The 25397-nt window shown below is 45.7% G+C and carries 27 protein-coding genes; 10 read left to right on the plus strand and 17 right to left on the minus strand.

Annotated features, from left to right (window positions below; all coding sequences use genetic code 11):
* Positions 1–16: 16 nt before the first annotated feature.
* The 3 genes from ACLSU7_RS05810 to ACLSU7_RS05820 all read right to left on the minus strand — a co-directional run bounded on the left by ACLSU7_RS05810 (position 17) and on the right by ACLSU7_RS05820 (position 3994).
* Positions 17–886, minus strand: coding sequence for an MBL fold metallo-hydrolase (locus ACLSU7_RS05810; protein WP_413294612.1), 870 nt, complete (start codon positions 884–886; stop codon positions 17–19).
* Between the two features lie 209 nt (positions 887–1095).
* Positions 1096–3006, minus strand: coding sequence for a molecular chaperone DnaK (dnaK, locus tag ACLSU7_RS05815; protein WP_413294613.1), 1911 nt, complete (start codon positions 3004–3006; stop codon positions 1096–1098).
* 250 nt (positions 3007–3256) lie between these two features.
* Entirely contained in the window at positions 3257–3994 is a 738-nt protein-coding gene (locus ACLSU7_RS05820) for a hypothetical protein (RefSeq protein ID WP_413294614.1), read from the minus strand.
* 319 nt (positions 3995–4313) lie between these two features.
* Here ACLSU7_RS05820 and ACLSU7_RS05825 point away from each other — a divergent pair, with 319 nt between their 5' ends.
* Positions 4314–4586, plus strand: a complete 273-nt coding sequence (locus ACLSU7_RS05825) for a hypothetical protein (RefSeq protein ID WP_413294615.1) — start codon at positions 4314–4316, stop codon at positions 4584–4586.
* Between the two features lie 197 nt (positions 4587–4783).
* Here ACLSU7_RS05825 and ACLSU7_RS05830 read toward each other — a convergent pair whose 3' ends face one another.
* The 3 genes from ACLSU7_RS05830 to ACLSU7_RS05840 all read right to left on the minus strand — a co-directional run bounded on the left by ACLSU7_RS05830 (position 4784) and on the right by ACLSU7_RS05840 (position 7488).
* On the minus strand, positions 4784–5863 hold the full coding sequence (locus ACLSU7_RS05830) for an HNH endonuclease (RefSeq protein WP_413294616.1): 1080 nt from the start codon (positions 5861–5863) through the stop codon (positions 4784–4786).
* Between the two features lie 442 nt (positions 5864–6305).
* Entirely contained in the window at positions 6306–6773 is a 468-nt protein-coding gene (locus ACLSU7_RS05835; RefSeq protein WP_413294617.1) for a hypothetical protein, read from the minus strand.
* A gap of 106 nt (positions 6774–6879) precedes the next feature.
* Positions 6880–7488 carry a M15 family metallopeptidase gene (locus tag ACLSU7_RS05840; RefSeq protein WP_413294618.1) on the minus strand — a complete coding sequence of 203 codons (609 nt, stop codon included), beginning with the start codon at positions 7486–7488 and terminating at the stop codon, positions 6880–6882.
* A 117-nt stretch (positions 7489–7605) separates the two neighbouring features.
* Between ACLSU7_RS05840 and ACLSU7_RS05845 the strand changes: the two genes are divergently transcribed.
* A complete protein-coding gene (locus ACLSU7_RS05845) occupies positions 7606–8061 on the plus strand; it encodes an SRPBCC domain-containing protein (protein ID WP_413294619.1) in 456 nt (151 codons plus the stop codon).
* On the opposite strand, the gene ACLSU7_RS05850 is transcribed toward ACLSU7_RS05845, so the two are convergent.
* The 3 genes from ACLSU7_RS05850 to ACLSU7_RS05860 form a co-directional block, all read right to left on the minus strand.
* Positions 8040–8690, minus strand: coding sequence for a CatB-related O-acetyltransferase (locus ACLSU7_RS05850; protein ID WP_413294620.1), 651 nt, complete (start codon positions 8688–8690; stop codon positions 8040–8042). The two genes, ACLSU7_RS05845 and ACLSU7_RS05850, sit on opposite strands and share 22 nt — an antisense overlap.
* Positions 8691–8766: 76 nt before the next feature.
* Positions 8767–9156 carry a hypothetical protein gene (locus ACLSU7_RS05855; protein WP_413294621.1) on the minus strand — a complete coding sequence of 130 codons (390 nt, stop codon included), beginning with the start codon at positions 9154–9156 and terminating at the stop codon, positions 8767–8769.
* Positions 9153–9539: a hypothetical protein gene (locus tag ACLSU7_RS05860; protein ID WP_413294622.1), complete on the minus strand. Its 387-nt coding sequence runs from the start codon at positions 9537–9539 to the stop codon at positions 9153–9155. The genes ACLSU7_RS05855 and ACLSU7_RS05860 overlap by 4 nt, the downstream gene beginning before the upstream one ends.
* A 34-nt stretch (positions 9540–9573) precedes the next feature.
* Here ACLSU7_RS05860 and ACLSU7_RS05865 point away from each other — a divergent pair, with 34 nt between their 5' ends.
* Positions 9574–10224, plus strand: a complete 651-nt coding sequence (locus ACLSU7_RS05865; protein ID WP_413294623.1) for a YkgJ family cysteine cluster protein — start codon at positions 9574–9576, stop codon at positions 10222–10224.
* A 2-nt stretch (positions 10225–10226) separates the two neighbouring features.
* Here ACLSU7_RS05865 and ACLSU7_RS05870 read toward each other — a convergent pair whose 3' ends face one another.
* Complete coding sequence (locus ACLSU7_RS05870) at positions 10227–10586, minus strand: nucleotide pyrophosphohydrolase (RefSeq protein WP_413294624.1); 360 nt, start codon at positions 10584–10586, stop codon at positions 10227–10229.
* A 4-nt stretch (positions 10587–10590) separates the two neighbouring features.
* Positions 10591–11217 carry a DNA-3-methyladenine glycosylase I gene (locus tag ACLSU7_RS05875; protein WP_413294625.1) on the minus strand — a complete coding sequence of 209 codons (627 nt, stop codon included), beginning with the start codon at positions 11215–11217 and terminating at the stop codon, positions 10591–10593.
* 100 nt (positions 11218–11317) lie between these two features.
* Between ACLSU7_RS05875 and ACLSU7_RS05880 the strand changes: the two genes are divergently transcribed.
* A complete protein-coding gene (locus ACLSU7_RS05880) occupies positions 11318–12355 on the plus strand; it encodes an LLM class flavin-dependent oxidoreductase (RefSeq protein WP_413294626.1) in 1038 nt (345 codons plus the stop codon).
* Here the strand turns inward: ACLSU7_RS05880 and ACLSU7_RS05885 are convergent, their stop codons facing one another.
* Together ACLSU7_RS05885 and ACLSU7_RS05890 are read right to left on the minus strand one after the other, a co-directional pair.
* The gene (locus tag ACLSU7_RS05885; protein ID WP_413294627.1) at positions 12356–13432 is read right to left on the minus strand and encodes a hypothetical protein; all 1077 of its coding nucleotides are present in this window, start codon (positions 13430–13432) and stop codon (positions 12356–12358) included. It abuts the gene before it with no gap.
* Positions 13429–14220 carry a TIGR02147 family protein gene (locus ACLSU7_RS05890; RefSeq protein ID WP_413294628.1) on the minus strand — a complete coding sequence of 264 codons (792 nt, stop codon included), beginning with the start codon at positions 14218–14220 and terminating at the stop codon, positions 13429–13431. Before ACLSU7_RS05890 ends, ACLSU7_RS05885 begins: the two co-directional genes overlap by 4 nt.
* Positions 14221–14599: 379 nt before the next feature.
* Between ACLSU7_RS05890 and ACLSU7_RS05895 the strand changes: the two genes are divergently transcribed.
* Positions 14600–16810, plus strand: coding sequence for a DUF1588 domain-containing protein (locus tag ACLSU7_RS05895; protein WP_413294629.1), 2211 nt, complete (start codon positions 14600–14602; stop codon positions 16808–16810).
* 9 nt (positions 16811–16819) lie between these two features.
* Entirely contained in the window at positions 16820–18316 is a 1497-nt protein-coding gene (locus tag ACLSU7_RS05900; protein WP_413294630.1) for a DUF1552 domain-containing protein, read from the plus strand.
* Between the two features lie 20 nt (positions 18317–18336).
* Here ACLSU7_RS05900 and ACLSU7_RS05905 read toward each other — a convergent pair whose 3' ends face one another.
* Together ACLSU7_RS05905 and ACLSU7_RS05910 are read right to left on the minus strand one after the other, a co-directional pair.
* A complete protein-coding gene (locus ACLSU7_RS05905) occupies positions 18337–19158 on the minus strand; it encodes a phospholipase A (RefSeq protein ID WP_413294631.1) in 822 nt (273 codons plus the stop codon).
* A 14-nt stretch (positions 19159–19172) separates the two neighbouring features.
* Positions 19173–19325 (minus strand): hypothetical protein, encoded by a 153-nt coding sequence (locus ACLSU7_RS05910; protein WP_413294632.1) that lies wholly within the window; start codon positions 19323–19325, stop codon positions 19173–19175.
* A 410-nt stretch (positions 19326–19735) separates the two neighbouring features.
* On the opposite strand from ACLSU7_RS05910, the gene ACLSU7_RS05915 reads away from it, so the two are divergent.
* The gene (locus ACLSU7_RS05915; RefSeq protein ID WP_413294633.1) at positions 19736–20563 is read left to right on the plus strand and encodes a helix-turn-helix domain-containing protein; all 828 of its coding nucleotides are present in this window, start codon (positions 19736–19738) and stop codon (positions 20561–20563) included.
* Here ACLSU7_RS05915 and ACLSU7_RS05920 read toward each other — a convergent pair.
* On the minus strand, positions 20560–21159 hold the full coding sequence (locus tag ACLSU7_RS05920) for a hypothetical protein (protein WP_413294634.1): 600 nt from the start codon (positions 21157–21159) through the stop codon (positions 20560–20562). The two genes, ACLSU7_RS05915 and ACLSU7_RS05920, sit on opposite strands and share 4 nt — an antisense overlap.
* Before the next feature lie 126 nt (positions 21160–21285).
* Here ACLSU7_RS05920 and ACLSU7_RS05925 point away from each other — a divergent pair, with 126 nt between their 5' ends.
* The 3 genes from ACLSU7_RS05925 (at position 21286) to ACLSU7_RS05935 (ending at position 24050) form a co-directional block, all read left to right on the plus strand.
* Positions 21286–21486, plus strand: a complete 201-nt coding sequence (locus ACLSU7_RS05925; RefSeq protein WP_413294635.1) for a hypothetical protein — start codon at positions 21286–21288, stop codon at positions 21484–21486.
* A 120-nt stretch (positions 21487–21606) separates the two neighbouring features.
* Positions 21607–23130: a hypothetical protein gene (locus tag ACLSU7_RS05930; protein ID WP_413294636.1), complete on the plus strand. Its 1524-nt coding sequence runs from the start codon at positions 21607–21609 to the stop codon at positions 23128–23130.
* Complete coding sequence (locus ACLSU7_RS05935; protein ID WP_413294637.1) at positions 23130–24050, plus strand: LamG-like jellyroll fold domain-containing protein; 921 nt, start codon at positions 23130–23132, stop codon at positions 24048–24050. Before ACLSU7_RS05930 ends, ACLSU7_RS05935 begins: the two co-directional genes overlap by 1 nt.
* Here ACLSU7_RS05935 and ACLSU7_RS05940 read toward each other — a convergent pair whose 3' ends face one another.
* Positions 24051–25349: a dicarboxylate/amino acid:cation symporter gene (locus tag ACLSU7_RS05940; protein ID WP_413294638.1), complete on the minus strand. Its 1299-nt coding sequence runs from the start codon at positions 25347–25349 to the stop codon at positions 24051–24053.
* Positions 25350–25397: the final 48 nt, after the last annotated feature.

The following is a 25397-nucleotide window of genomic DNA, read 5'->3' on the forward strand; positions in this document are numbered from 1 at the left end:
CCTCCGTGGTGGTTTTTTAAATCGTTAACACCGGGATCTTTAAGTAACGTTTTCCCTGATCATCCGCTGGGGGCAATTGCCCTGCGCGAATGTTGATTTGCAAACTTGGCAGCAACAATTTTGGTGTTGGCAAAGTTGCATCACGTTTCGTGCGGAACTCAACGTATTGCTCTTCCGTTGTATTACGACTTAGCTGAATGTTTTTATCTTTTTCGTCAGCGACAGATGTTTGACACTGTATTTCGCGTCCGCCGGGTTGGTAGTCATGGCAGACAAATATCCGTGTAGTTTCCGGTAAGGAATAAATTTTTGACGTGATAGAGTTATACAGTTCTTTCGCTGATCCGCCAGGGAAATCACAACGACCTGTCCCTGAATCAGGCATAAACAAAGTGTCGCCGCAGAAGAGGGCGTTATCAAAAAGATAAGAAGCACAAGCCGGCGTATGACCGGGGGTGAACAGAACTTTGAATTGAATTGTTCCTGCACTCACCGTTTCATTTTCTTTTAACAAGCGATCAAAAACTTTGCCTTGAATATCCGTGGTCTTTTCATCAAACCCGTACATATCGCGCCAGATTTTTTGAACAACGGTGATGCGCTCGCCGATGCAAAGCGGAGCCTCGGGAAAGCGTTCTTTGAAAAACTGTGCTCCCGTCACATGATCGGCATGCACATGGGTTTCAAGAATCATTTTCGGAGTGAGTTTTTGTTCTTTGATGTAAGCCAACACCGCTTCAGAAGATTTATTGGAAAGCTTAGAAGAAGCTGGATCATAATCCCAAACGGGATCGATCACTACAGCATCAAGACTTGCCGGATCATGCACCACATAGGTCATCGTTGATGTCGCCGGATCAAAGAAGTTCTTAATCTCAATAGCCATGGGCTCTCCAAATTGTGCTTTGGAGAAAGCTTAAAGGTACGGACACACTTTGTCCATTTCCGAAACTTTCGAAAATGGACAAAGTGTGTCCGTACCTTTGGCGCCTTTTGCGATACCTTCGCACCGCAACACGAAACAGGACCTGGCACCAAAAAAAAGCCCCCGGAGTTTCCGCCGGGGGCTTAGTGATTTTTTAAATTACGGAACGATTAGTTCACGTCTTTGTAATCTGCGTCGATCACGTCGTCGCCTTCAGCTTTTTTCTCGCCGCCAGCGTCCGCGCCTGGTGCGCCACCTTGACCAGCATCACCTTGAGCTCCTTGCTTTTTGTAAAGCTCAGAAGTCATTGTGTGAGTCAAAGATTGAAGCTTGTCGAAAGCTGCTTTCAATTCGTCAGCAGATGCGCCTTTGTTCTCAAGAACTTTTTTAGCATCAGCGATTGCATCGTTCGCAGTTTTAACTTCAGCTTCAGGCAATTGAGATCCAGAATCCTTGATCAATTTCTCAGTTTGGTAAACCAAGTTGTCCAAGTTGTTTCTGTGAGTCACTGCTTCCGCTTTTTTCTTATCTTCGTCAGCATGACCTTCAGCATCTGCTACGGCCTTTTTGATTTCCTCTTCAGACAAACCACTTTGTGCCGTGATTTTGATCTGCTGAGTTTTACCAGAAGACATATCTTTTGCAGATACGTGCAAGATACCGTTCGCGTCCATGTCGAATGTTACTTCAACTTGAGGAACACCACGTGGAGCTGGTGGAATACCCACTAGTTCGAAACGACCTAGTGTTTTATTGTCGCCAGCCATCTTACGCTCACCTTGAAGAACGTGGATGTCTACCGCTGGTTGGTTGTCTGCTGCTGTCGAGAACACTTGTGATTTCTTAGTAGGAATCGCTGTGTTGCGCTCGATAAGCGGAGTCATCACACCACCCAAAGTTTCGATACCAAGTGAAAGCGGAGTTACGTCTAGCAACAATACGTCTTTCACGTCACCTGCAAGTACGCCCCCTTGAACTGCTGCACCGATCGCAACAACTTCGTCTGGGTTCACTGTGCGGTTTGGCTCTTTACCGAAGAAGTCTTTAACTGCTTTTTGGATGGAAGGGATACGAGTCGAACCACCCACCAATACAACTTCGTCGATTTCAGAAGCCTTCAAGCCAGCATCAGCCAAAGCTTTGCGGCAAGGCTCCATAGAGCGTTTAACTAGATCTTCAGTCATTTGATCGAATTTTGCGCGAGACAATTTCGTTTGCAAATGCTTAGGACCTGTTTGGTCTGCCGTGATGAACGGAAGATTGATTTCAGTCTCTTGAGCAGATGAAAGTTCGATTTTTGCTTTCTCAGCCGCTTCTTTCAAACGTTGAAGAGCCATTTTATCGTTTTTCAAATCGATACCTTGGTCTTTTTTGAACTCAGTGATCAACCATTCCAAGATAACTGTATCGAAGTTGTCACCACCCAAGTGAGTGTCACCGTTCGTTGAACGAACTTCTACGACACCGTCACCAACTTCTAGGATGGAGATATCGAATGTACCACCACCGAAGTCGAAGATAGCGATTTTTTCTTCTTTTTTCTTATCCATACCGTACGCCAATGCCGCCGCTGTTGGCTCATTGATGATACGTTTTACTTCAAGACCTGCGATACGACCCGCGTCTTTAGTAGCTTGGCGTTGAGCATCGTTGAAGTAAGCTGGAACAGTGACAACTGCTTCAGTTACAGGCTCGCCCAAATAGTCTTCTGCAACTTTTTTAAGTTTCGCAAGTACTGCAGCACCGATCTCTTCTGGAGATACGTTTTTGCCTTGAACTTTGAATGCACAGTCATTGCCTTTAGCAACTACAGTGTAAGGAACGAGTTTGATTTCTTCAGCGATCTCTTCAAAACGACGACCGATGAAACGTTTCGCAGAGTAGATTGTGTTCTCTGGATTCGTCACAGCCTGACGTTTCGCGATTTGACCTACAAGACGGTCACCGTCTTTAGTGTAAGCAACAACTGAGGGAGTCGTGCGAGCGCCTTCTTCGTTCACAAGAACTTTGGCTTCTCCGCCTTCCATAATAGCGACGCATGAGTTAGTCGTCCCTAAGTCGATACCAATGATTTTACCCATGTTTGAATCTCCTTGAATAACAGCCTACTTGGAACTTCTTCTGCTGTAGGCAACCGTGGTTTAAAGCTTGAATAACACAGGATAAATGTGGGTTCGGATGGCATTCCGTCAAGCTGCCCGATTACTTTTTTTCAGGTTGCGAGAGTGGTTATTTTTGCTGTGTATATTCAATGACTTAGAGAGTGCTGGTTTAATGCTGGTAGACAGCCCTGGTCACACATCCAGGATCGAGACAGCGTAACGCAAAACATCATTTCTTTTTGAGAGGCTCAGACTCCTTTTTGATTCGACGAAACTCTGCGGGTAACTTTTTCGCTAAGTCGGCGTAGCGGGCCTTCAAATACATATATGTTGGAGCAGAGTGAATGTCGCAAACCCGCTCCAGATCCCATTTCTCTTTGGAGTTTTGGAGAATATTGTCAGCGCTTTGTTTGTCCAGAAAGAACAAATCCGATCGATTGCTGCGCAGGCGCTGGAACATTTGTTCTGCGTGATCAATTCCTCGGATGCGATCGGAAAGATGCTTTTTGAAATTCATTTCGGAATAGAAAATGCCCCTTTGATAATCTATGCGCAGGTCGGATTTCGTCAGTTCGTCCCAATTACAGGGAATCTTCTTTCCGGGCTTTGTATAGATCGAGAAAGTCGCTGTTGCGATGGGCTCTTCCACTCTTACTAATTCAGGATGAAAATCTCCGTATTCGCGCACTCGCACCAACTCTCCGTCGATGGGATCTTTGGTGATTTCTGTGGCTCCACGCCCTAAAGGTACCGAGCGGAATTCCAATTTATAACCCAGATTATTGAAAGCACGGACGACCATTGCGGTATTATCTTTTCCCATCAGGGCATTGCCCGAGTTGACGAACAAAATCACCAAGGTTTTAGTGGGTTGCTGTTGTTGTAGTGGTGGTGGAGTTTCAACCGCCCACGCCACTGCTCCACCGAAGAACAGCAACAGATAGCCGCAGATAAATTTTAAGTGCATGACCAATGATAACCTCCCGTTCAGGGCGTTAGGAATGCGAATTTGATGACTGTTTTTTAATTATATTAAGCAAAGCTTACGGACATTTAACTCGTGTTACTAGGCACCTTGAGTAATTATGGTCCTTCGCTCTTCCCTTAAAAATACAAGTTCCTTAAGAACAAGAGTCCCTCTAGGCCCTGGTGAAACCCTTCATTCCCCAGGGCCATTTTTATTTGTGCCTTGACGTGTTTCCGGGATGTCGCCTTGACGGAAAGTTCTGGGGTCGTCAGGTTTGATATGAGTTTTACATTCAAACTATTAAATCAAAGGAGTTCACGTGAAATTGCTCTTAGTTGTTTTGATGTTAATTGCGCCGGGTTTGTCCCATGCCGACGACAAGTCCCATGACAAATCTTCGTCCGAAGGCACTGCCAACACCAACTCTCCGGCGGAAAGAGAAAACATGCGTCAGGGTGATGCGACTAAGGAAAGAAAAGATCCCTCCTCCAGTGCATTTAAAAAACATCGCGGAGATGCAAGTCGCGGCAGCCAGACGAAACCTAAAGGGACCAGCACGGATGAGCCAGTCGCTCCACCGATGGGGAAATAGGCTGACTTAGGTAACCATTCACCTATCACAGATCATCTATACGGTTCCCCCGGACAGAGCAACCGGGGGAATATTCACAGTTTTTCGAAGCGTCCTCTGTCCATTTACTTCCAGGTTTGGTAATTCAAACTTTTAGCGCTTTTCGAAAATTTATTCGATTACGATTCAATCAACCCGCGCTACCCAGAAATGCTGCATCAATATTTTGAGATTCGCATTCTGCGAGCCTCCGAAAGATTGTGCGTGCGGCACAAAATCCGAAAATTTTGAATTTCATTAGTCCCACCGAGTGCCAGCGGCAATTTGTGATCGACTTGAAGTTGATACTTGCTTGAACAACGTTGGCCGTTCCCATGAATGTATTCACAAATATGATTTGATTTCTTCAAAAGAATTCGACGCGTGCTGGATTTGATATGTTTGCGCTTGTCAGCTGTGGTGGCTAGTAATCGACTGGAATTGAATTGTTCGTTTTTGTTAGCTTTGTTTTTCGTAACAACTTCATCCTGAGTGTCGACTTTATTATGCATATCCAATCCAGCAGTATGTTTATTTATCTCTATAAATTTTGAATCCTCTGTATATACATTCGCCGAATCCTGGCGGTTTGGTTCTTGTGCAACTTTAGAAACCATCATTTTCATATTGCCGATTCGCTCTTTCCCCAGTTTCTTTTGAATGTGTGTTTTTGCCATGTAAGCAAACAACTCTGCCCAAGTTGGATTCGGCAGCACATGTGAAAGAAGGTCTTTCGCTTGTTGCAAGTCGTCCATTTGTTCCGGCGTTAGACTGATTTCCATACGGATGGAATCATCCCTTTGAGGTTTTATAATTTCATGCATTTGAATAGGTTGATTGAATTCCACTGCCAGAATTTTCTGTGTTTCCATGCTGGATTTGTTTTGAATTAGATCTAGCACTTCCTCAGTTTTTTCTAAGGAAACCGCATTCCCATTTTCAAGTTCTTTAGTCAGGCATTTCTGAACTCGATGAAGCTGAGTCAAGTTAATGTCGCCATTTTCAATCGCATGATTCAGCTGAGGCACTTTCTTTAAAAGTCGTGCCGCCTGAATACGGCGATAAGCTGAATCCTCCGAATATTGCAGATGGCTTGTCATGTATTTGAATAAAGAAGTAAATCCCAAGTCCAAATACAGGCGACGAGTTTCAACTTCCACCAAATGGCACAAAATCAGATGAGTGATCTTACGCTCAGAACGCGCCAGCTTTTCGACTCGATTCAATAGTTCTACATTCGATACTGATGTTAAATCCATAATCCACCTCTTCGCATTTTTGCGGCTTTCTTGCTTCTTGCTTCTTGCTTCTTGCTTCTTGCTTCTTGCTTCTTGCTTCTTGCTTCTTGCTTCTTGCTTCTTGCTTCTTGCTTCTTGCTTCTTGCTTCTTGCTTCTTGCTTCTTGCTCGAGGATTTATAGCACGGGTTTTAATTTTTGATTTTCATACTATTGGTTCTATATCTGCAGTTTTTTAGAATGCGTGTAAATGCCTTGGCATTCTCTCTATAAACCCTACCAGCGCTTCAATTTACAACATCCACCAAGCGTCTCGAGCACAATAGAAAACACGCTGATAGCGACGATTAGAAATCACAAAACTCGGTCAAATAAATTCGCTATTACATTTATTTTAATGACACATCTTTTCTTGGCTGCGCGGGTTGGAATCGATTCATGAATAACAGCAAGGAGATTGTTCATTTAATATGAAAGGGGAAGATGAATGAATGAATGAATGAATGAATGAACGAACGAACGAATGAACGAACGAACGAATGAACGAATGAACGAACGAACGAACGAATGAATGAACGAATGAATGAACGAACGAATGAATGAACGAACGAATGAATGAACGAACGAATGAACGAACGAACGAATGAACGAACGAACGAATGAACGGATGAACGGATGAACGGATGAACGGATGAACGGATGAACGGATGAACGGATGAACGGATGAACGGATGAACGGATGAACGGATGAACGGATGAACGGATGAACGGATGAACGGATGGATGGATGGATGGATGGATGGATGGATGGATGGATGGGATGGATGGATGGATGGAGTGAGTGAGTGAGTGAGTGAGTGAGTGAGTGTTTTGAATCATGACTGTGTTTTCTGTTCTGTTATCGATGCCATTTTGAACGAGACACCGGAACATCTTATCCTCAAATAGAATGCTCTATAAGCCCAAAATATCCTCTTGGTGCCACATCCGAAAATGACACATCTTTTCTTGGTAGCGCGGGTGAAATTACCCCCCTCACCTACTCCAAAATCGGATGAATCCCGTGAACTTGGTCCTTCGGCAACGCATTGAAATGCCACCACTCGTGTTCCAAAACTTTAAACCCCTGATCCTCTAGCAACGTACGCAGAATCATGCGGTTGCTGTACTGTAACTGCGTCAACTCCCCTGACTTTAAAAACTGTGACTCAAGCTTGGGCTGAGCTAAATCCCTGAAATCATCAAAGTCCGTGCCCATGTCCAGGTAATCGCCGTCGCGTTCTTTCAATGTCAAATCCATCGCCATGCCGAAATTGTGCAAAGACCCTGGAAATGGTGGAGCGACGTAATTCTGAAATGGAGTTCCCTCTAAGTGCTTATAAAACAAAGCCTGAATCGATCGTGGACGAAGGGCGTCCCAGATCAGAAATTTCAAACGAGGATGCTTGCGCTTCAACTCTTCACAAGCACGCATGAACATTTCATACGCCAGCGGAGAAACAAAACAGCGATCAAACCCCTGATACACATCAAAGTGCATAAAGTTATCAGCCGTTGCATACTTAAGTTCCAAAGAAACTTGATCAGTTTCCCGGATTTCACGAAAGTTTTTTTCAATCCACTCAATTTGTTTCTCAAATGACGTCATACAAATACTTTACAATGAAATACACTTCGTTCAATCATTAAAGAATCTAAATTGCCGCCAAAATAAAAACCAGAACCGCTGGCAAATCAGTTCTAAATCGAAAGGAATGCCGCCACCATGATTCCTAAATTTGAAGTCTGGATCATCATTCAAAAACCTATCCAAGAAGTTTTTAACGCCGTTTATGATAACAACCAAATCAGCAAGTACTTCACCACGGCTGGCGCTTCGGCTCCGCTGAAAGAAGGTACCACCGTGCAATGGGAATTCGCGGATTTCCCAGGGCCATTCCCCGTTAAATCCAAACAAGTCATCGCCAACAAGACCATCGTCATTGAATGGGGCAATCCCTCGGGCGAGGGGAACAATACGGTAGAGTTTCAGTTTGAACAACTCAACCCTACTGAAACGAAAGTGAAAGTTTCCGAAACGGGCTGGAAAGAAAATGAAAAAGACATCAAGAATTCCTATGGCAACTGTATGGGCTGGGCGCAAATGATCTCAGCCATGAAGGCGTATCTGGAATATGGAATCAATCTTAGAAAAGGCGCCTACAAAATCGCTGGCGCCTGAGTTTTGCGTTTCTCCCAAAAACGATACAGAGCGACGATGTCATTGCTGGTTAGCAGTGGCATCGCTTCTGCTAAAGCTTCCTTCGACCAATCCCACCAGTTCATTTCCATCAACATCGAGATTTCAGGATCCGAGAATCTTTTGCGCACCACTTCTCCCCCACCGACGACAATCGAATAGGGTTCAATATTTTTAGTCACCATCGCGCGCGCCCCGATCACGCATCCATTCCCGACACGAACTCCGGGCATGATCATAGCTTCCGCACCGATCCACACATCGTGACCAATCACGGTGTCACCGGCGGGACGATAGGAGTTTTGTGCTTTTTGAAAAGTGGGATCATGGGTGATAAAAGCAAAGGGATAAGTCGAAATCCATTCTTTGCGATGCCCCTGATTGCCGCCCATGAGAAAGCTTGCACCTGAGCCGATCGAACAGAATTTTCCAATATAAAGCTTATCTACATCCGAGCGATCGTTAGGCAAATACCACGCACAATCATCGAAGGAGTGCCCGTGATAATATCCCGAATAATAACTGTACTCGCCGACAATAATATTGGGATTTGTGGTTTGTTCTTTAAGAGATTTACCTGAAAAGGGAGACGCAAAATAATTATTAGTCATGCCTTAAGGGTAGGCACAGCCCCACACACGCTCAAGCAAACAATACCAAGTCCTGCATAGTACACACTTTGGAGTCTTAAGGCTTAGCGAACTTCACCATTTTTTTCACAGTGTTGGTTAAAAAATAAACCACCGAGCACGAAGCAAAGGCCGCAGCACCCAAGCCTCCGCCGATGCCCTTTGCGTAAGGAATCAAGAAAGTGAAAACTAGTGAGAAAATTAAACTGGCAATTAGCACTCTTCGCCTTCCCAAACGGGATTTATCTGTCATCCCCACGAACGTGGCACCAAAATAGGCCGCCTGCAAAGCGCCATCCCAGTTAACTCCGGAATGCTGCAAGATCACGACGAATATCAAAGTCGGCAAAGCGGAAGCACGCACTGTCGGCCAATGTTTTGTATGAATCAAATAATAAGTGACTTGCGCACTTAAAGCCGCAACCAACATCACACCTAAAAGGGTCATACCATCACCTTCAGCGCAAGACCCAAAAGCGAAGAGATAAAAGCAATCAGCCCTAAACGGCCCCCCATACCCTTGAAATAACGACTCATCACAAAATAAATTAAGCTGCCAATGGCCGAGACGAAAAAGATCTGCCAGAAACCCTGATCCGTGATTTTAGAACCCATCGCCACAAAGGCTCCCATATAGATATTGGCGTGCACATGGGTTTTCTCGATGCGCTTGGTTTCGGGAATGAACGTTCCCAACAGCCCCGTTAAAGCAGCTCCCATAACGGGAGTCATTCCCAATTGTGCTTGAAAGTAAAAGCAGGACATACATCCCAATAGAAATGTGAAGAATTTCAGCAACCAAAGCTGAAAGTACTGAAGTGGCAAAGTCATGGCATATCCTAACAAAGAAAGCTAAACTCTATCAATGACACTTCCTAATTTTTTAAAGCAGTATCCCCGCCTGACACGGTCTTTTAAAGAGTTCGTGATCGGGTACGAGAAGCAATTGGATGCTGAGACTTTTAAAGCTTTCCTCTTGTCTTTGGATAATGAATTATCGCGGGTCAGAGATGACTTGATGGAAGTTCCCACAGGAACCCTGCGCGCTCGCGCCCTTCACGCCTTGGTCGAAGAAGAAATTGATTCTGAAAAAGACATTCAAATCAGCTGCCGCAAAGGTTGTGCAGCTTGTTGCCACATGGAAGTAGAAGTCACCAGCCACGAGGCTCGCATCCTTGGCAACCTGGTGAAAGAGGGCCACACCATCGATCGAGAGCGCTTAAAAAAGCAAAGCCAACGCGAACTTCAAGATCCGCAATGGAAACAAGGAAAACGCAATGCCGATAATCCCTGTGTTTTCTTAAACGACGAGGGTTCCTGCAGCATCTATGAACATCGCCCCGTCATGTGCCGAAGGCACTCGGTCACGACTCCTGCAAAAAATTGCGAAACGCTCGATGCCAATATTACTGTTCGTTATTTTCCCAAAGTGGATCTGTACATTAGCGCCGCCAACGAAGATAGCACCATGACCATCGGACCTATGGCAAAAATGCTTTCCCTAGAGCTCACTTAAATTTATTCGTTATATTTTTTGTTCGAGCCTTTAGCGGTCTCAACCGGATATTTTGCAGCATTCTTTGCAAGCTTTTTATTCAAAGCCCCACCCAAATCGATATGATTCATCTGCGCAAAACGAAGGACAAAGAAAAACACGTCCGCCAGTTCGTCTGATACTTTTTCTTTAAACTCCGGAGAACGCATCTTTTCTTGAATCTGCATTTCCGTTTTAAAACGAAAAAGATCCAGGAGCTCATTAGCTTCCGTCGACATACCGATGGCCAAATCCTTGGGAGGATGAAATTGATCCCAGTCCCGCTCTTCGCAAAACTTTTGAATCAATTTGATCATTTCTGATACAGAATCTTGGTGAGACATCTAATCACTTCTTCTTTTTAGGTTTAGCTTTAATCGGAGACTTTGTTCCGGTTGGTTTTTTAGCGACCTTGCCGTTCACTTTGACTTCGCGATTCCACGCCGGCTTTGCTTTAAGAACCTTCTGATAAATCTCACAGCTTGAATCGTGAGCCCCCGCCAAATACCCTGCACTCTGCAGGAATTCATTTACGATTTCTCCACCGGTGAACTTAAAGGTCTTCTTAAAAAGTTTTACCCATTCTTCTTTCGTCAAAGGATGATGATGTTCGATCCATTTTTTAAAAGAGCCGAATTCCTTTTGCAGCCCCAAAATGGTCTTAGCATTTTCAATAGCGGCATTGATCTTTAAACGATTACGAATAATACCTGGATCTTTCATCAGGCGATTGCGGTCTGCCGCTTTGTAAGCCGCCACCTTTTTGATCTCAAAGTTATGATACGCCTTACGGAACGTGTCCTGCTTTTTAAGAATGGTTTCCCAGCTTAAACCTGCTTGGTTGATTTCCAAAATCAAACGACAAAACAATTCGTCGTCCGAATGAATTGGAAAGCCATAAGCCTTGTCATGATAGGGTTTATGAATCGCCTTTTTTTCATCAGACATATGCTTCAAAGCAGAACAGTAAGACATTTAGAACCTCGGGTGTGTGTCATCCTACCGTTTTTTTATTTACTTTTACAATGCTAAAAGCCGCGAACTCCCGCTACACTTAAAGGCAGCAGGAGTTCTTATGGCAGTGCAACTTGAAATGGGCTTGGATACGTTTGGTGATGTCACTTATGATTTGAATGGAAAAAATCTCTCCCAAGCGCAAGTCATTCGCAACGTCGTTGCCGAAGGTGTTCTGGCAGATCAACTGGGTTTAGATTTTTTCGGCGTGGGCGAGCATCATCGCGATGACTTCGCGGTTTCAGCGCCGGAGGTTGTTCTTGCCGCGATTGCAGCACAAACTAAAAAAATCCGTCTAGGCTCGGCGGTGACAGTGCTTAGTTCCGACGATCCTATTCGCGTCTTTCAAAGATTTTCCACCATTGACGCAATTTCTAAGGGGCGCGCGGAAGTGATCATGGGACGTGGCTCCTTCATCGAGTCCTTTCCCCTGTTTGGGTTTGATCTGGAACAATACGAAGAACTTTTTGAGGAAAAACTGGATCTGTTTGCCCAAATTCTAAAAGGCAATCCGGTAAACTGGTCTGGCAACACGCGAGTCCCGGTAGCAGCTCAAAGCGTTTATCCACAACCCGAAGGAAAACTTCGCACCTGGATTGGTGTGGGTGGAACTCCGAAGTCTGTTTTACGAGCTGCTCACTATGGATTCCCATTAATGCTTGCGATTATCGGTGGCGATCCGAAAGGATTTAAACCATTTGTGGATCTTTATTATAAATCACTCTCGCAGTTCAATCAGCGCACTCAGCCTATTGGTGTACACTCCCCTGGATTTATCGCCAAAACTGACGAGGAAGCCAAAGAAACCATCTGGCCCCATTATCAAACGATGATGAATCGTATTGGGCGAGATCGTGGCTGGCCGCCCATTTCCAAGGAACAATTTATTCAGCAGATTGGATCAGAAGGCTCCTTGTATGTGGGTTCGCCAGAAACTGTCGCAGAGAAAATTACGGCGACTGTGAAGCACTTAGGAGTTTCAAGATTTGATTTAAAGTACAGCCTAGGAACACTTCCACATGAAGATCTGATGAAGTGTATAGAGCTTTACGGCACCAAAGTCGTTCCCTTGGTGCGCGAAAAGCTGTCGCAGAAATAATTAGAAATGCAGGTAGCCTAGTGGATTTCCGTTGCCATCAATAACGGTCATATCCATGAAGTTTCCCGCAATCTGGTCAGTGACAATCAGGTGTAAACCATTGCGAAAGTTTGCATAAGCCGCAGGAGTGCCTAGGAAAGACATCCGGTTCTGAGGACCGCGAGTGGGAATCAATAAATCAACCAATTCATACCGTCCCAGGAAAGTTAAAAGTCCCTGGTAAAACAATGAATTCGGATTGCTCATTGCTTTTAAAGTCACCGAGTAGACCATCACCTTCGTACAAGACTTCACATAATCTGTCGCACCAAAGACGGTTTTGTGAGCGTTAAAGTCATGCAAAAGCATACAGTCCAAATACTTCTCGCCCACCAAATCTACCAGGCGCACGCTGCGCAGGTTTGTTGATGAAGACTTCAGCGTCCCCGTCATAAAATCCATTTGCAGAGTCGCATTCAGCAGCAAAGTTCGGTCCCTGGTTGCGTCAGCCAGCTGATCCACGAAATTATAAAAAGCTTTTAGATTTGAATGATCCTGGAAGTAGGCCTGAGCTTCCTGCTCGATAGAGATCACTTGTTCGTATTCCAGGTTTGAATCCATGATCCACAAAGCTTCATGCAACAGCATGGCTTTTTGCTCATTGATTTTTAATTGATAAAACTCTTCCAGCAAAACGGTCGTTTTACTTGCTGGCGCACTTGCCGCGAACAAAACTACCTTAGAACGAGGTACACGCATGATTTTGGCAAACTGATCAACCAAGCTCTCACGGGTGTCTTTGGAAATTTCCTCTTTTTTGATACGGAAATACTGACGCTCATTCGTTGGAAAAAGCGCCGCAAAGATACGACCCTTCACGTCGTCTTTTAAAGGCATGGCTTCCAATTCTTTCATCAGTTCAACGAGCCCTGGGATTTTTTGGATTTCTTCGGCTTTGCCATTCAATCTAAAGTTCGCAGACAAAAAGGTTTCCATGCCCGCTACTGAAGAGACTCCCCCGCCACCATTTTGCACTTCGCGAACAGCGAAGGCGTTTAATCCTGCAAGTAAAACTAAAATGCCAACGATGTGCTTCATGCTTCATCCCCTTTAAGTTCAAACAACTGAATCGACATACTATAAACTTTGTCTTTGCCTGGCATCGCCGCCAGTTCTTGTGAAAGAACGCGACGGAATTCACGGATGCGCTCTTTAGCGTAGGAAAGCTGTTTTGAATCAAGACTGAAAACGACCGACGACAGATCGCGGGATTCCACGGGGTCCACATCCAAAGAACGATGGGCTCTTTGAAGCATCTGACGGTGATAATTTTGGATCGCCGTCGAAGGAACATCGACTGATGTTGTTGAATCCGCGTCGGCTGTCACCCAGCGACCGCCCTCTTCTTTAAGCAAGCCCACCTTGATCAATCGAGCAATAGTGGCTTCCGCCTCGCCCACTGAGATTCCCAAACGAGTCGCCACTGCAGCAAAATTATGCTGCGTCGATGGCAGATCCACCAGCTCCAGTACGGCCAAATTCTGCCAGTCGGAAATCAAGTGAAAGTGCTCATCAGAAATTTTCTTGGTGTCCATCAGATAGGCCGTAACACGTTCGGCTGCTGCTTTCTTGGCAAGCTTGCTGCGTGCATGTTCCGCTTGGACCAAGTCGATAAAGAAACCTTTCTCTTTACCCTTCATTTGCAATCGATCGGCGACGATCGCAGCTCTGTCTTCAGACAGACCCACTTTGGAATTTAAAACTTCACTCAAGCGAGAAGCAGAAATCCCGATGTCGCGAGCAAACGCACGCAATGAATAGGCAGGATTTTTTCTTTGTCGCTTTCGCATTTCTTCAATCAGGATGCTTCGATAAGTGCCAGTCATAGTGACTCAGTTGTATCCCATTGAGGGCACAATTTTACAAGATTGTAAGGGCTGCGAGTAACTAGTGTTTCTTGTACGCCCAGGAGACCTAACGCAGCGCCATAAATCGCCAGCCAGAGTGACTCCAAAATGTTCTTTAACTTTTGTTAATGGCGGTCTATATGGCGGTAATCACGGCCCGTTTATGTTCCGCTTTTTGAGCCCTCGAACCTTGCTTTTCTGTAAATTCCACGAGCGTTTCGAATGAAATTCCGGGTAACACCGGAACCCTTCGTCCAGAGTTCGGCTTGAATTGAGTCGAATGACAAAGATTTAGTTAATGTCCCTGTTTACTTTAGTAAACTTGGAGTCACTTGATTTATGTTTATTGGGGGATGATTTGAAAAAGGCAATCTTCGCAAAAGCACTGCGAATTGGGGTAAAGCCTTATCTGCTTCTAGCCGCTTCCACAGTAACGATCCTTTCGTTTCAAAACTGTGGTGAGGGTTTTACCGTCATTAGCAATCTGCAAAGTGTCGCTGGTACAAATGAACCAGAGTACATCAATGAGTCCGCCGAGTTCGCGCAAGGTCGCGACCTCTATAATCAAAACTGTGCGGGCTGCCACGGTGTTTTTGAAAACAGCACCAAGTCCGGCAAGTCATTAATTGATATTAAAACAGCCATTGGCAATGTGCCTCAGATGTTTGCGTTCTCTGCTCTTTCTGAAACGCAGTTACAGCTTATTGCTCTGGCTTTAAATCCTGGTTCGCCGGGTACAGTGACGCCATCACCGTCGCCATCACCAACGGCCACGGCTACTGCAACGGCGTCTCCTTCTCCAACTGTATCTCCGACTGTTTCGCCATCACCATCAGCATCTCCGTCACCTTCTCCAACAGCGACGGCCACAGTTTCACCTTCTCCGACAACGACGGCTTCGCCTTCGCCATCTCCAACAGTCTCCCCTTCACCAACGGCTCCCGTGGTACCGGCAAATACATTCTCTTGCCAACCGGGTGAAGACCCAGGTGTGAGAGAGTTCCGTCGTCTATCACGTCGCGAGTATTTGCTTTCATTAAAAGTCCTCTCTTACGGCCGCGCGAATATCGATTCCTTGCAAACAGATATCGATAACTTACCTGCGGATGTTGTGACGGGAGTCTTCGATTCAACGGATATGACCGTATCTGCTGCGCACGTTGAGGCTTACTTAACGTTAGCAAAAAAAGTAGCAAACCTTTTTGCGACAAGTTCGACTTGGAGAGCTGCGGCAATGAATAACTGTAATACCAGCAGTGGTATGACAGATACATGCTGGACTTCGCTGTTTAACGGATTTGGTCGTCTGGTTTTCCGTCGTCCTATGACGACTGCAGAGCAACAGCTTTATAAAGATCTTTATAACTCAGAATTTGGTGGCAACTTAAACGATGGTTTAACAGTCGCGATCATGGCCATGCTTCAATCGCCGAATTTCATTTATAAAAATGAATTGAACGGTACGGCCGTCAACGGCCGAGAAGATCTTGTGAAAATCACCGACTATGAACTGGCGTCGCGTATCGCGTTCCTGGCAACGGGTCGCGGTCCTGACACAGCTTTGATGAACGATGCAGTCAGCGGAAATCTGGCAACTGTTGAAGGATATAAAACTGCGGTGAACCGCGTGTTCGCAACCGCGGAATCTAAAGAGCACGTGGCAGAGTTCTATAATCAGTGGCTGGGTATCAACCGCATGCCTTCCTCAAATCACTCGACCTGGTTCTTAGGAAATGTACCGCGTGCCTCGATTCAACCTGAAGGTATGCAGGAGATGAGAGATTTTACGAATTATTTTACGTACTCCGTCGCAGGTACATACCGCGATATGATGACGTCGCCAATGAGCTTTACTCAGGGTCAGGCGCTTACTTTGATTTATGGAGCAGCAAAAGGTGTGGCACTTTCTCCGACAGAGCGCCCGGGTTTGATGAGTCGTGTGGGCTTTATGTTTAGCCCAACAGACAATACAAGCCTAGTGCATCGTGGTCTCGTCATTCGCAGAAACATTCTTTGCGATTCCATTCCATTACCAACAATTGGTCCCGATGAAAAAGATTTGTTTGCGCCTCCCGTTCCAGATCCGAATCAATCGCAACGTGCGCAAATCGAAACACGCACTTCTCCCGTGCGCTGTCAGGCTTGCCACTCGTTGATCAATCCGATGGGTTTTGTGATGGAAAATTACAATGCCTTTGGTAAGTACCGCACGGTTGAAAGTATCTTTGATGCTAACGGAAACATCCTGGCAAATCACCCGGTGAATGCCAAAGTGAAACCAAATATCGAATCAGGCAATGACCCCGAAGTGAACGGTCTTTCTGAAATGGCAACAGCCATTGCGAATTCTTCCCGCGGTCCGGCTTGTATGGTGAAACAATGGGGTACTTATACGATCGGTCGTGCGATTACGGCAGCGGATAATTGCTCGATGAACACTAGCTTCTCGCAACTGGTTGATCCAGCCAAAGCGAGTTCTAGTGGTGACCAACCAGGTACTATTTTAAATATGATTAAATCGCCAGCGTTTGATGCAAACTTCCGTTTGCGCAAGCGTGGGGCCCTTTAAGAGGTTCGTATGCATTGGAATAAGTTATCACGTCGTCAGTTTTTAAGAGGCACCGGTGGTCTTGCACTTGCTTTGCCTTTTCTGCCTTCCATGCTTCCACAAGCCGAGGCGCAGACGGGACCTACAATTAAAAAACGCTTTATTGCGATCCACAATGGGCACTGCCAGGCCGTTGAGCACTGGCTTCCCGATCCTGCAAAGTTCACGTGGAGCGAAAAGCAGACGTACGCTCGCGAAGTGGCCCTGTCAGCCATCCCGAATACGATGTCTCCAGTTCTGGGCACTCAGTTTGATTCCCTGCGCTCAAAGTTATTGATTCTTTCTCGTCTGGATCCACTTTCAAAAACGCCGAATCACAATGCCGAGTGCATGTTAACAGGTGGAGTGGTTTCAGAAGCAACTAGCAGTATTGACCAGGTGATTGCAAAATACCTGTATGGTGGTTCACCCTTAAACCTATATGTGAAATCCGTCGATGACGGAAACTATAATGGTGCCTCCCACGTCAGCGTCCTGAATAAGGCCTATGTTCCGGGTCAGTTTAATCCTTCGGCGGTTTTCTCAAGCATGTTTGGCACAGGTTCCACAACCACAACACCAAGCACCGCTGATAAACTTACCCGCCGTGACATCTTAGTGGTTGATAAGGTTTATGCCGAGTACGTGAACTTGCGCTCGAACAAGCGTCTTTCCAAAGATGATTTGGCCCGCGTCGAGCAGCACATGGCTTTGATTAGAGATCTGCAAAAGAAATTAAACGCCAATGTCACTGCTCCCCCACCGATGACCTGCACTTCTCCGACGGGTCCGACCTCCTCGCCGACAAAGTCTTCCAATCCTGCCGACTATCAAGTCGTCATTGATCAGATGTTTGACGTGATGGAAGTAGGAGTGAAGTGCGGTAAAATCCAGGTCGCGACTTTGATGATGCACGTTTACGACTATTTTAGTGGTTCAGTAAACTTTGTTCCGGGCATCACGGGTTCCAACCGCTTCCATGAAGATATCAATCACGCGGGCACAAATGAATTGCGCGCGATGAAACTTGCGATGATGACGTTCTTTGCTAACCGCGTATCACGATTTTTAACTCGTATGGATACTGTCGAAGATACAACGACGGGTTCGACGTACTTGGATAATTCCCTGATCATGTGGGGTAATGACCAAGGAACGACTAAAAATACCAACGCCCATAACTCTGTGAACAATCCCGTGCTCCTTGCAGGAAGTGCCGGAGGCTTTTTAAAACCAGGCCGTCACATTGATTACGGACCGTCCTATGGAAGCTTGCGCCGCCCGATCGGTGGTGACGAAGGCGATTACAAACGCGGTCGTCCTTATAATCAATTGTTGATCACCATCATGCAGGCGATGGGCATGCAGCCCGCGGATTACGAAGTCGGTACGACTCAAGGATACGGCGTGTACGGCACCCTAGAATCAAGCTATACTTATTTGGGTGTGAATCACCGCCGCGAAATCCTGCCACTGATTAAAGGTTAATTTCTTGATATCGAGCGGGTTTAGAACATTAAGCCCGCTCTGAATTCATCCACTGACTTATCATAGTTTACCAAGGTCTCTGCGTACCCATGATAGTACTGCACATAAAAAGCCGGCACGACTTTCAAACCACCCACGTGGAAATTTAAACTCAGCTGATAGCCACCCTTATCAAACTCCGTCGACCATTTGCCGCCCGGATTAACATTAATGACGGCTTCAAGTTGATCAAACATCGAATCAAAGAGCTGAATAAACTTAACCTCGCCTTCGACGGGTCCAACAAAATCGTAAATATCACGATTCGTTTCATCCACTCCATAGATGGCTTTTACTTTCGCGGAAAACTGCACGACCCAGCTTTTGGATTCAAATGCCCAGTTGGCGCGAAGATAAGTTTGATTGTAAGAGCGTGACTCCTCGCCGGCCTTACCATTGGAGTTATGTTCAAAGATCCCTAAATCCAAAGAGCGGATAGTTTTTTTATCATAATCGATGCGATAAAAAAGTTCCGGATTATAAGTGGCATCCAAGAAAGGTTTTGATTCCTCTTGCAGCTCCCAAAAGATGATTTGCGTATAGGCGAAATTCAAAGGGAACTGTTCAAACAGGGGCACACGAAAACTGTATTGCAATTTGCTGGTGGGTTCACCATAGGCAAAATAAATTGGCTTATAGTACAGAATTCTTAGCTGCTCTTGTTTTTCCAGGGCTGAAAGTTTCCTTGATTGATTGATCAAGGCATCTTGTCCCATGGTTTCTTCTTGGGGCGTGGTCTCTGTCGACGTTTGCGCCCAGAGAACGCCAGGGAAAAGAACAAAAATAAAAATCCAAAACTTCATGAAACGTCCTTCAACTATTTACCAGGTAAAGACATGGGTTGATCCACTACACTTGCATCGTTTTGAGTTTTATTGGGATTAAAAATTAACGGATAAACCGTGATAGTGACCCCAAAAACGATAACCAGAGTGAGGGCGATGATTGCGATAGTTCGATGATTCCACATGGTGCTCCCCTTTTCATTATGACGAATTTCTTTTAAGCAAAGGACGTGCAAAGAGATGAAGTGCTTTAAAACAATTAAACTGGTTTATAGCCCTCGCACTTGTGCGACTGAACCATTCCTCCCCGTTGCACGTTCAATTATGCCCCACCTGGCATGGATCTATTTTGAATACTTTTTTCGATTATTAAGCCTTAAATTGGCTTTTAGGCTCAAGAACTGATACCTTAGAAACGGCCATTGCGAGCCTGCTAAAACCAGGGCAAATATGTTTTCAGAACCTCAACCCTTAATACGGAGGACATATGAAAGCATTCTTTAACTGGTTATTCGCAACAGGCGTATCTGAAATCGATATGGCTCTTTTGGAAAAAGAATTCGGCGCTGGCTACAGAAATTGGAGCAACTAAGACATGGATATTCAAATTCATAAAATTAAAACGGTTCTTAAAGAACAACTGAAAAAACGTAAGATGACTTACGAAGATCTTGCCCAGGATCTGGAAGTGTCTGTTCCAACGATCAAACGCTGGATGGGCGATCATGATATAAGTTTAAATGACCTTTTTAGAATCTGTGAAATTTTGGATTTGAATCTTTCTGATTTACACACCCTTTCCGCCAATGCCAAATCATCCAAGGACGAGGGCACACTAACAGAAGAGCAGCAAAAGTTTTTAGCAAAGAACATGAATTACCTGGCCTTTTTCCTGAAAATTCACGATGGCCAAACGCCACAAGAAATTGCTGAGAAAAACAAGCTTACGAAACTTTCATTGGACAAGTACCTGGTCAAACTTGAAAACCTGGGACTGATTAAAGTGACAGGAAAACTGAAAGTGAAATCCACCTATGGTCCCCATGTGGATTTCGGCGATGGTATTCTTGCAAAAACTTATTACAAGCGCTGGATTGATGGGACGGCGGGATTTTTCTCGGATGTGATCACGAATGCCCTTATGAGTGAAAAATCTGCCGATCCGAAAGCGCGGGAACATCAAACTGAAGCGACCTACTCTGTTGCGAATATCAAATTGACCAAGGAAAGTTATAAAAAGTGGGCTCTGGAGCACGACGCGGCCATCAGACAACTGGAAGCCATCGGTAAAATCGAAGAAAAAGCTTACGACTCCGACAAACTATTTACAGCTGTCATCATCAATGCGCACACATCCTTGCCTAAGGAATCAAAGTTTTTAAGAGCCATCGACGAACTCGCAGGAAAGATCGAGAACATTTAGAACGGGAATGAGAATCCGGCGCTCACCGTCGTTTGCGTGAATTTATCGATATACGTCGGGAAATCATTTAATGCTGAATCGTTGACTGATTTTCCTTCGTTGTAAGTGCGATACGCACCTTCGACATTGAAAGCCAAGTGACGGGCCAACAGGTAACCGATACCCACGCGAATCGCTGTTCCCGTGATTTCATCTTGCTTAGTCGCATTCAGTGGCGTGACCTTTAGTTTGTCCGTAAAGTTGTAACCCACCCACAAGTTCCAACGATCCAACCACACTCCCAAATCAGCACCGATGGCTTCTCTTTCAAATTCATCTTCGCGAGTGTTGTATTTGATTTTTCCACTGGACGCTGCCATGTATTCGCCAGCTAACCACACTTGATTTTTTCCAAGCCATCCCAGGCGTGCCCCATAATTGATGGCGCCCATGCTGGTTCCATTATCTGAAGCGACACCTTTAAGAGTTTTCCCAGCCTGAGTAAAATCCACAGTGGTCGTACCGGAAGCTTCGTAACTTACCATTGGCTCAAACCAAATCATGGCGTTCGCTGAGAAAGCAAATAGAGTCACAAAAGCGGCCAGCACAAGTTTCATAGAATCCCCCAAATCTCATTCTGAGACGTAATTCTGAGAATTTCGTCTAAGTTTTTCGCAAATAAGCCTTTGGTCCAGGTCCATTTATTCCGATAAATTCTCTAGCTGTTAGTAATGGGATAAGGAATGAAAATGAAATCAATCGCTTTAGCAATTGCGTGTTTTGGTCTGATTGGGTCCTTAATGTCGTTCGCCTCCGTGTCGTCCACGGAGCTTAAGTTTGAAGCCACTCAAAAGTCGGCCTTCAAAACGGAAGGTGCGTGTATGTCCCGCCTTCTGGATAAAGCCCCAAGAATGGCATCCAAAGAGAGCTGCCGTTTGGGTTGATCAACTGAGTTAAAAGTTTAGTAATATTAGATAGCTAGACTCAGCGAACATTAAGTAAATGCCGATCAGTCCTTCGAGGGAAACTTGAAGAAATCACTGTTCGGCATTTTTATTTTCTTAATGGGTCAACTGACGTGGGCGGCATCCGCGGCACCGGGCAGTTTATTGACCTATGAAGGTGTCCTGACAGATTCCGTAGGGACCCCGATCACCACCTCCGCCACTGTCACCTTTCAAATCATCACTGGCACCTGTATTTTGTTTGAAGAAACTCAGACTATCTCTCCAGGGAGTGTCGGTGAATTTAGTGCCATCGTCGGAATCGGTACACGCACCGATAGCACCGGCAACACCGCCGATCGAATTTTCGCTTCAAGTGGCAGCGTGAACTGTGAGGGCGCAGCCAGCACGACGATCTCGGGCTTTACTGTGCGATCTTTGCATATCAAAGTGAATGGCACCTCGATGAGTCCGGATGTGGTGATTGGAAATATTCCTGTTTCCATCAATGCGATGAAACTTGCTGATAAAGACGTCACTGATTTTCTTTTAAAAGCAGGATTACCCACGTGTACTGCGGGCCAGTACTTAACTTACAACGGCACATCGATGACCTGTGTGACAGGAACTTCTTCCGGAGTGACGAACGTCACTTCAGCCAATTCATATATCACAGTCGCTAATGGCACAACCACACCCACGCTGACTTTAAACGCTGGCACTACCTCAGGCACTGTCGCTGCGGGGAATGATTCTCGTATCGTCAATGCGATGCAAACCGGTGCGACAGCGAGTGGTGACTTATCAGGGACCTACCCTTCACCAACAGTGAATGCTTTGCGTGGCACAAGTCTTTCTGCTACGTCACCAACAATGTCAGGGCAAGTTCTTCGCTATGACAACACGCTCTCCACGTGGAGTCCCGCTTTTGTCACGATGACGGATCTACGTTCTACGGTGACGGGCTCTGTGAGTTTACCTTCTTCTTGTAGTGCCAGCCAGACTCTGACTTACAATTCCGCGATGGATAATCTCAGCTGCCAAAACATCAGTGTGAGTGGAACGAACTTTGGCACTCAAGCTTCTTCCACTTTTATGGCGGCACCAAGTGGTGTTTCGGGAACTCCTTCATTCCGAACGATTGCATCGACAGATCTGCCCACGGGCATTTTATATAATGGTGGCAACACCTTGGGAGCTGCGGGATCTGTAGGCACCTTGGATGCTAACAATTTCTCCCTAAAAACAGCTGGTACGAATCGCGTGGATATCGACACGAACGGAAATGTTATAGTTGGCTTGGCCAGTACGGGAAGTTTGCAGGTAAAAGGTCCGATCGTCAGTGTGCCTCCGGCAGCGGTGACAGGATCGACCGTCAATTTAGCTTTGGGCAATACCCAGATTTTGACGGCGGTCGGCGGATCTGTGATCACCTTAGGTGGTATGGTTCACGGCGGAAATTATACAATCGTGGTTCAAGATACGACCTCTCGCACTTACACTTTCTCGGGTTGCAACACATCTCGTTTTTCTCCACCGAATCAAGCGACGATTTCTTCATCGCACACGGTGTTTTCAATCTTAGCAGTCTCGAATGCCGGGCTGTTTGATTGTTACATCACCTGGTCGACGGGATTCCAATAATGAAATGGTGGGGAGTAGTTTTCTTACTCTTAAGCACGCAGTCCTTTGCGCAAACCGGAATGTCATTGGGGATGCGAGGGGGCGCAAGTCTTCGCTGTCAGGAAACTTCAAAGTCGTCGTGGCTTCCACAGGGAAATAATTTAATTGCGGCCTATCATTTCAACGGCTCAGGCACGGTCCTAAACGGTGCAACGATTCCAAATGATGTCGCGGGCGGACCTACTGCGACGGCGTCTGTTGCGAGTTCGACACTGACTTACAATGCTCACGCCGCTCTCCCCTCGACACTTGCTTACTTGCGTAACTATCTGTCGACCACCGGTGCTTCAAACGACATTATTTCTTCGAGTGGTTTTGCAAATTTAACTGCGGGTACTTGGAACTTTTGGGTGAACATGGCTCTACCCACAGGTACAGCGCAAAGACTTTTTTATAAAAGTAATAACGGCACCACAGCCGGATATTATTTAACTATTGATACATCTAACACTTTAAAATTTCAAAAAGTCTACTCGTTGACAAATGCCAGCGTTCAGACTTGTCCCCTTGCCACAAGCTTTGCCAACACCTGGAGAATGATAACGATTACGTGGGACGGCACTCTGACAAGTACGGCGATAAAAATTTATATGAATGGTTTTGAACTAGTCACCACAGGCACAGGAAGCGTTTTCTTGGCGTCTCCAGGGAGTTGCACAGGTGCCTCCTCGAATGGTGGTTATTCGGCTGTAACGACGGGACTTGGAACGAGTGGTGACGACAGTGCTTATCCCTTTTATCTGACAGGCCAAGCGGTCAATACCGCAACCACTCCTACATCAACTGCATTTGTCGGCAGCATGGATGAGTTTTCTGTCTGGGATAAAGCTTTGACGGCTGCGGAAATCGCTCTGCTTTATCGTAATCAAAAATGTAACTAGCTATTTCTTGCGCTCTTTACGACGGATGTTCCACTGAGCTGTTAAGCACATCACAAGATCACTCATCACGTTCATGACTGTTGCACCCATATCAACCAGGCGGTCAATACCTAAAATGAGCGGCATACCACTGGGTGGAACGCCGACGCTTCTTAAGGTCGAACTTAAAACTCCTAAGCCTGCACCGGGAACTCCCGGGGTTCCCAGCGAAGCTCCCACGGTCATTAAGATAATTGTGATCACAGTCGGTAAATCAATATCACCGCCAAAGGCTTGTGCTAAAAACAAAGTTGCCGATGACATCCATAAAGCCGAGCCCGCCATGTTGACGGAAGTTCCCAGGGGAATCAGGAAGTCTGCGATCTCGGGTTGGATCTTAAACTTGTCTTTAGCTGTTTGAATAGTTGTTGGCATAGTGGCTGCGGAACTTGAGAGTGAGAAAGCCAAAAGCAAAGGCTCTTTGCTTTTTTGCAGGAACGTTAACGGGCCTATTCCGATGCACATCAACCACAGTAGATAAACGACCGCTAGTAGCACGAATGCCAGCATCACTGAAAATAAATATCCCGCCATGCCTAATAGAACACTCGCGCCGGAATTCACAATCGCTCGCACCATCAACCCAAAGATCGCGTAAGGTGCAAGCCTTACGGTCCACGTGATGATTTGCATGCACAAAGCTTTTGTTCCCACTAAAAATTCCAAGAAGGTTTTGGACTTATCACGATCCATCCGTGAAAACACCAAGCCAAAGACGATTGCGATTAAAATGATCTCTTGCAGGTTTCCGCTGATCAAAGATCCCAGAATGTTTTCAGGAATCAGTTTTACAATTGTTTGTGGAGTAATACTCAGTCCAGGTCTGGCGCCGACATCCATCTGTCCCATGGATTTAGCAGATTCTTGAATCGCTTCACCGGGTTTTATAAATTCCACGACGGTGATTCCGATGGTTGCCGCGATCGCGGTGGAGCACATGATATAAATAACGGCAGTGGTCGCAATTTTCTTAGCCTGCCCGTCTTGAGAGATTTGTGAAAGCGCCAGCACGATGGAAGAAAGAATCAAGGGCACCACGACCATTTGAATAACGGTCAAATAAACTGATCCTGGGAGCGCTAGCCAATCAGCAAGCACCGTGACCCAGGTGCCGGGATACTTCTCACTTAAGTTTAAGAGCAAGAATCCAGTTCCCACTCCCAAAGACATGGCGATTAATAATTTTAACCAAAGATAGGTTCGAATCAATTCACGCAGACCCGGCAACGCTTTTTCGGTGGCGATATCATTTTCAATCATTCTTGAATTATGAGTTTGCCCGATAAATTGAAGTAGGTTTGTGACGAG

Origin of the sequence: Bdellovibrio sp. HCB185ZH (assembly GCF_047302455.1) — a bacterium.
In the GTDB taxonomy this organism is placed as follows: Bacteria; Bdellovibrionota; Bdellovibrionia; order Bdellovibrionales; family Bdellovibrionaceae; genus Bdellovibrio.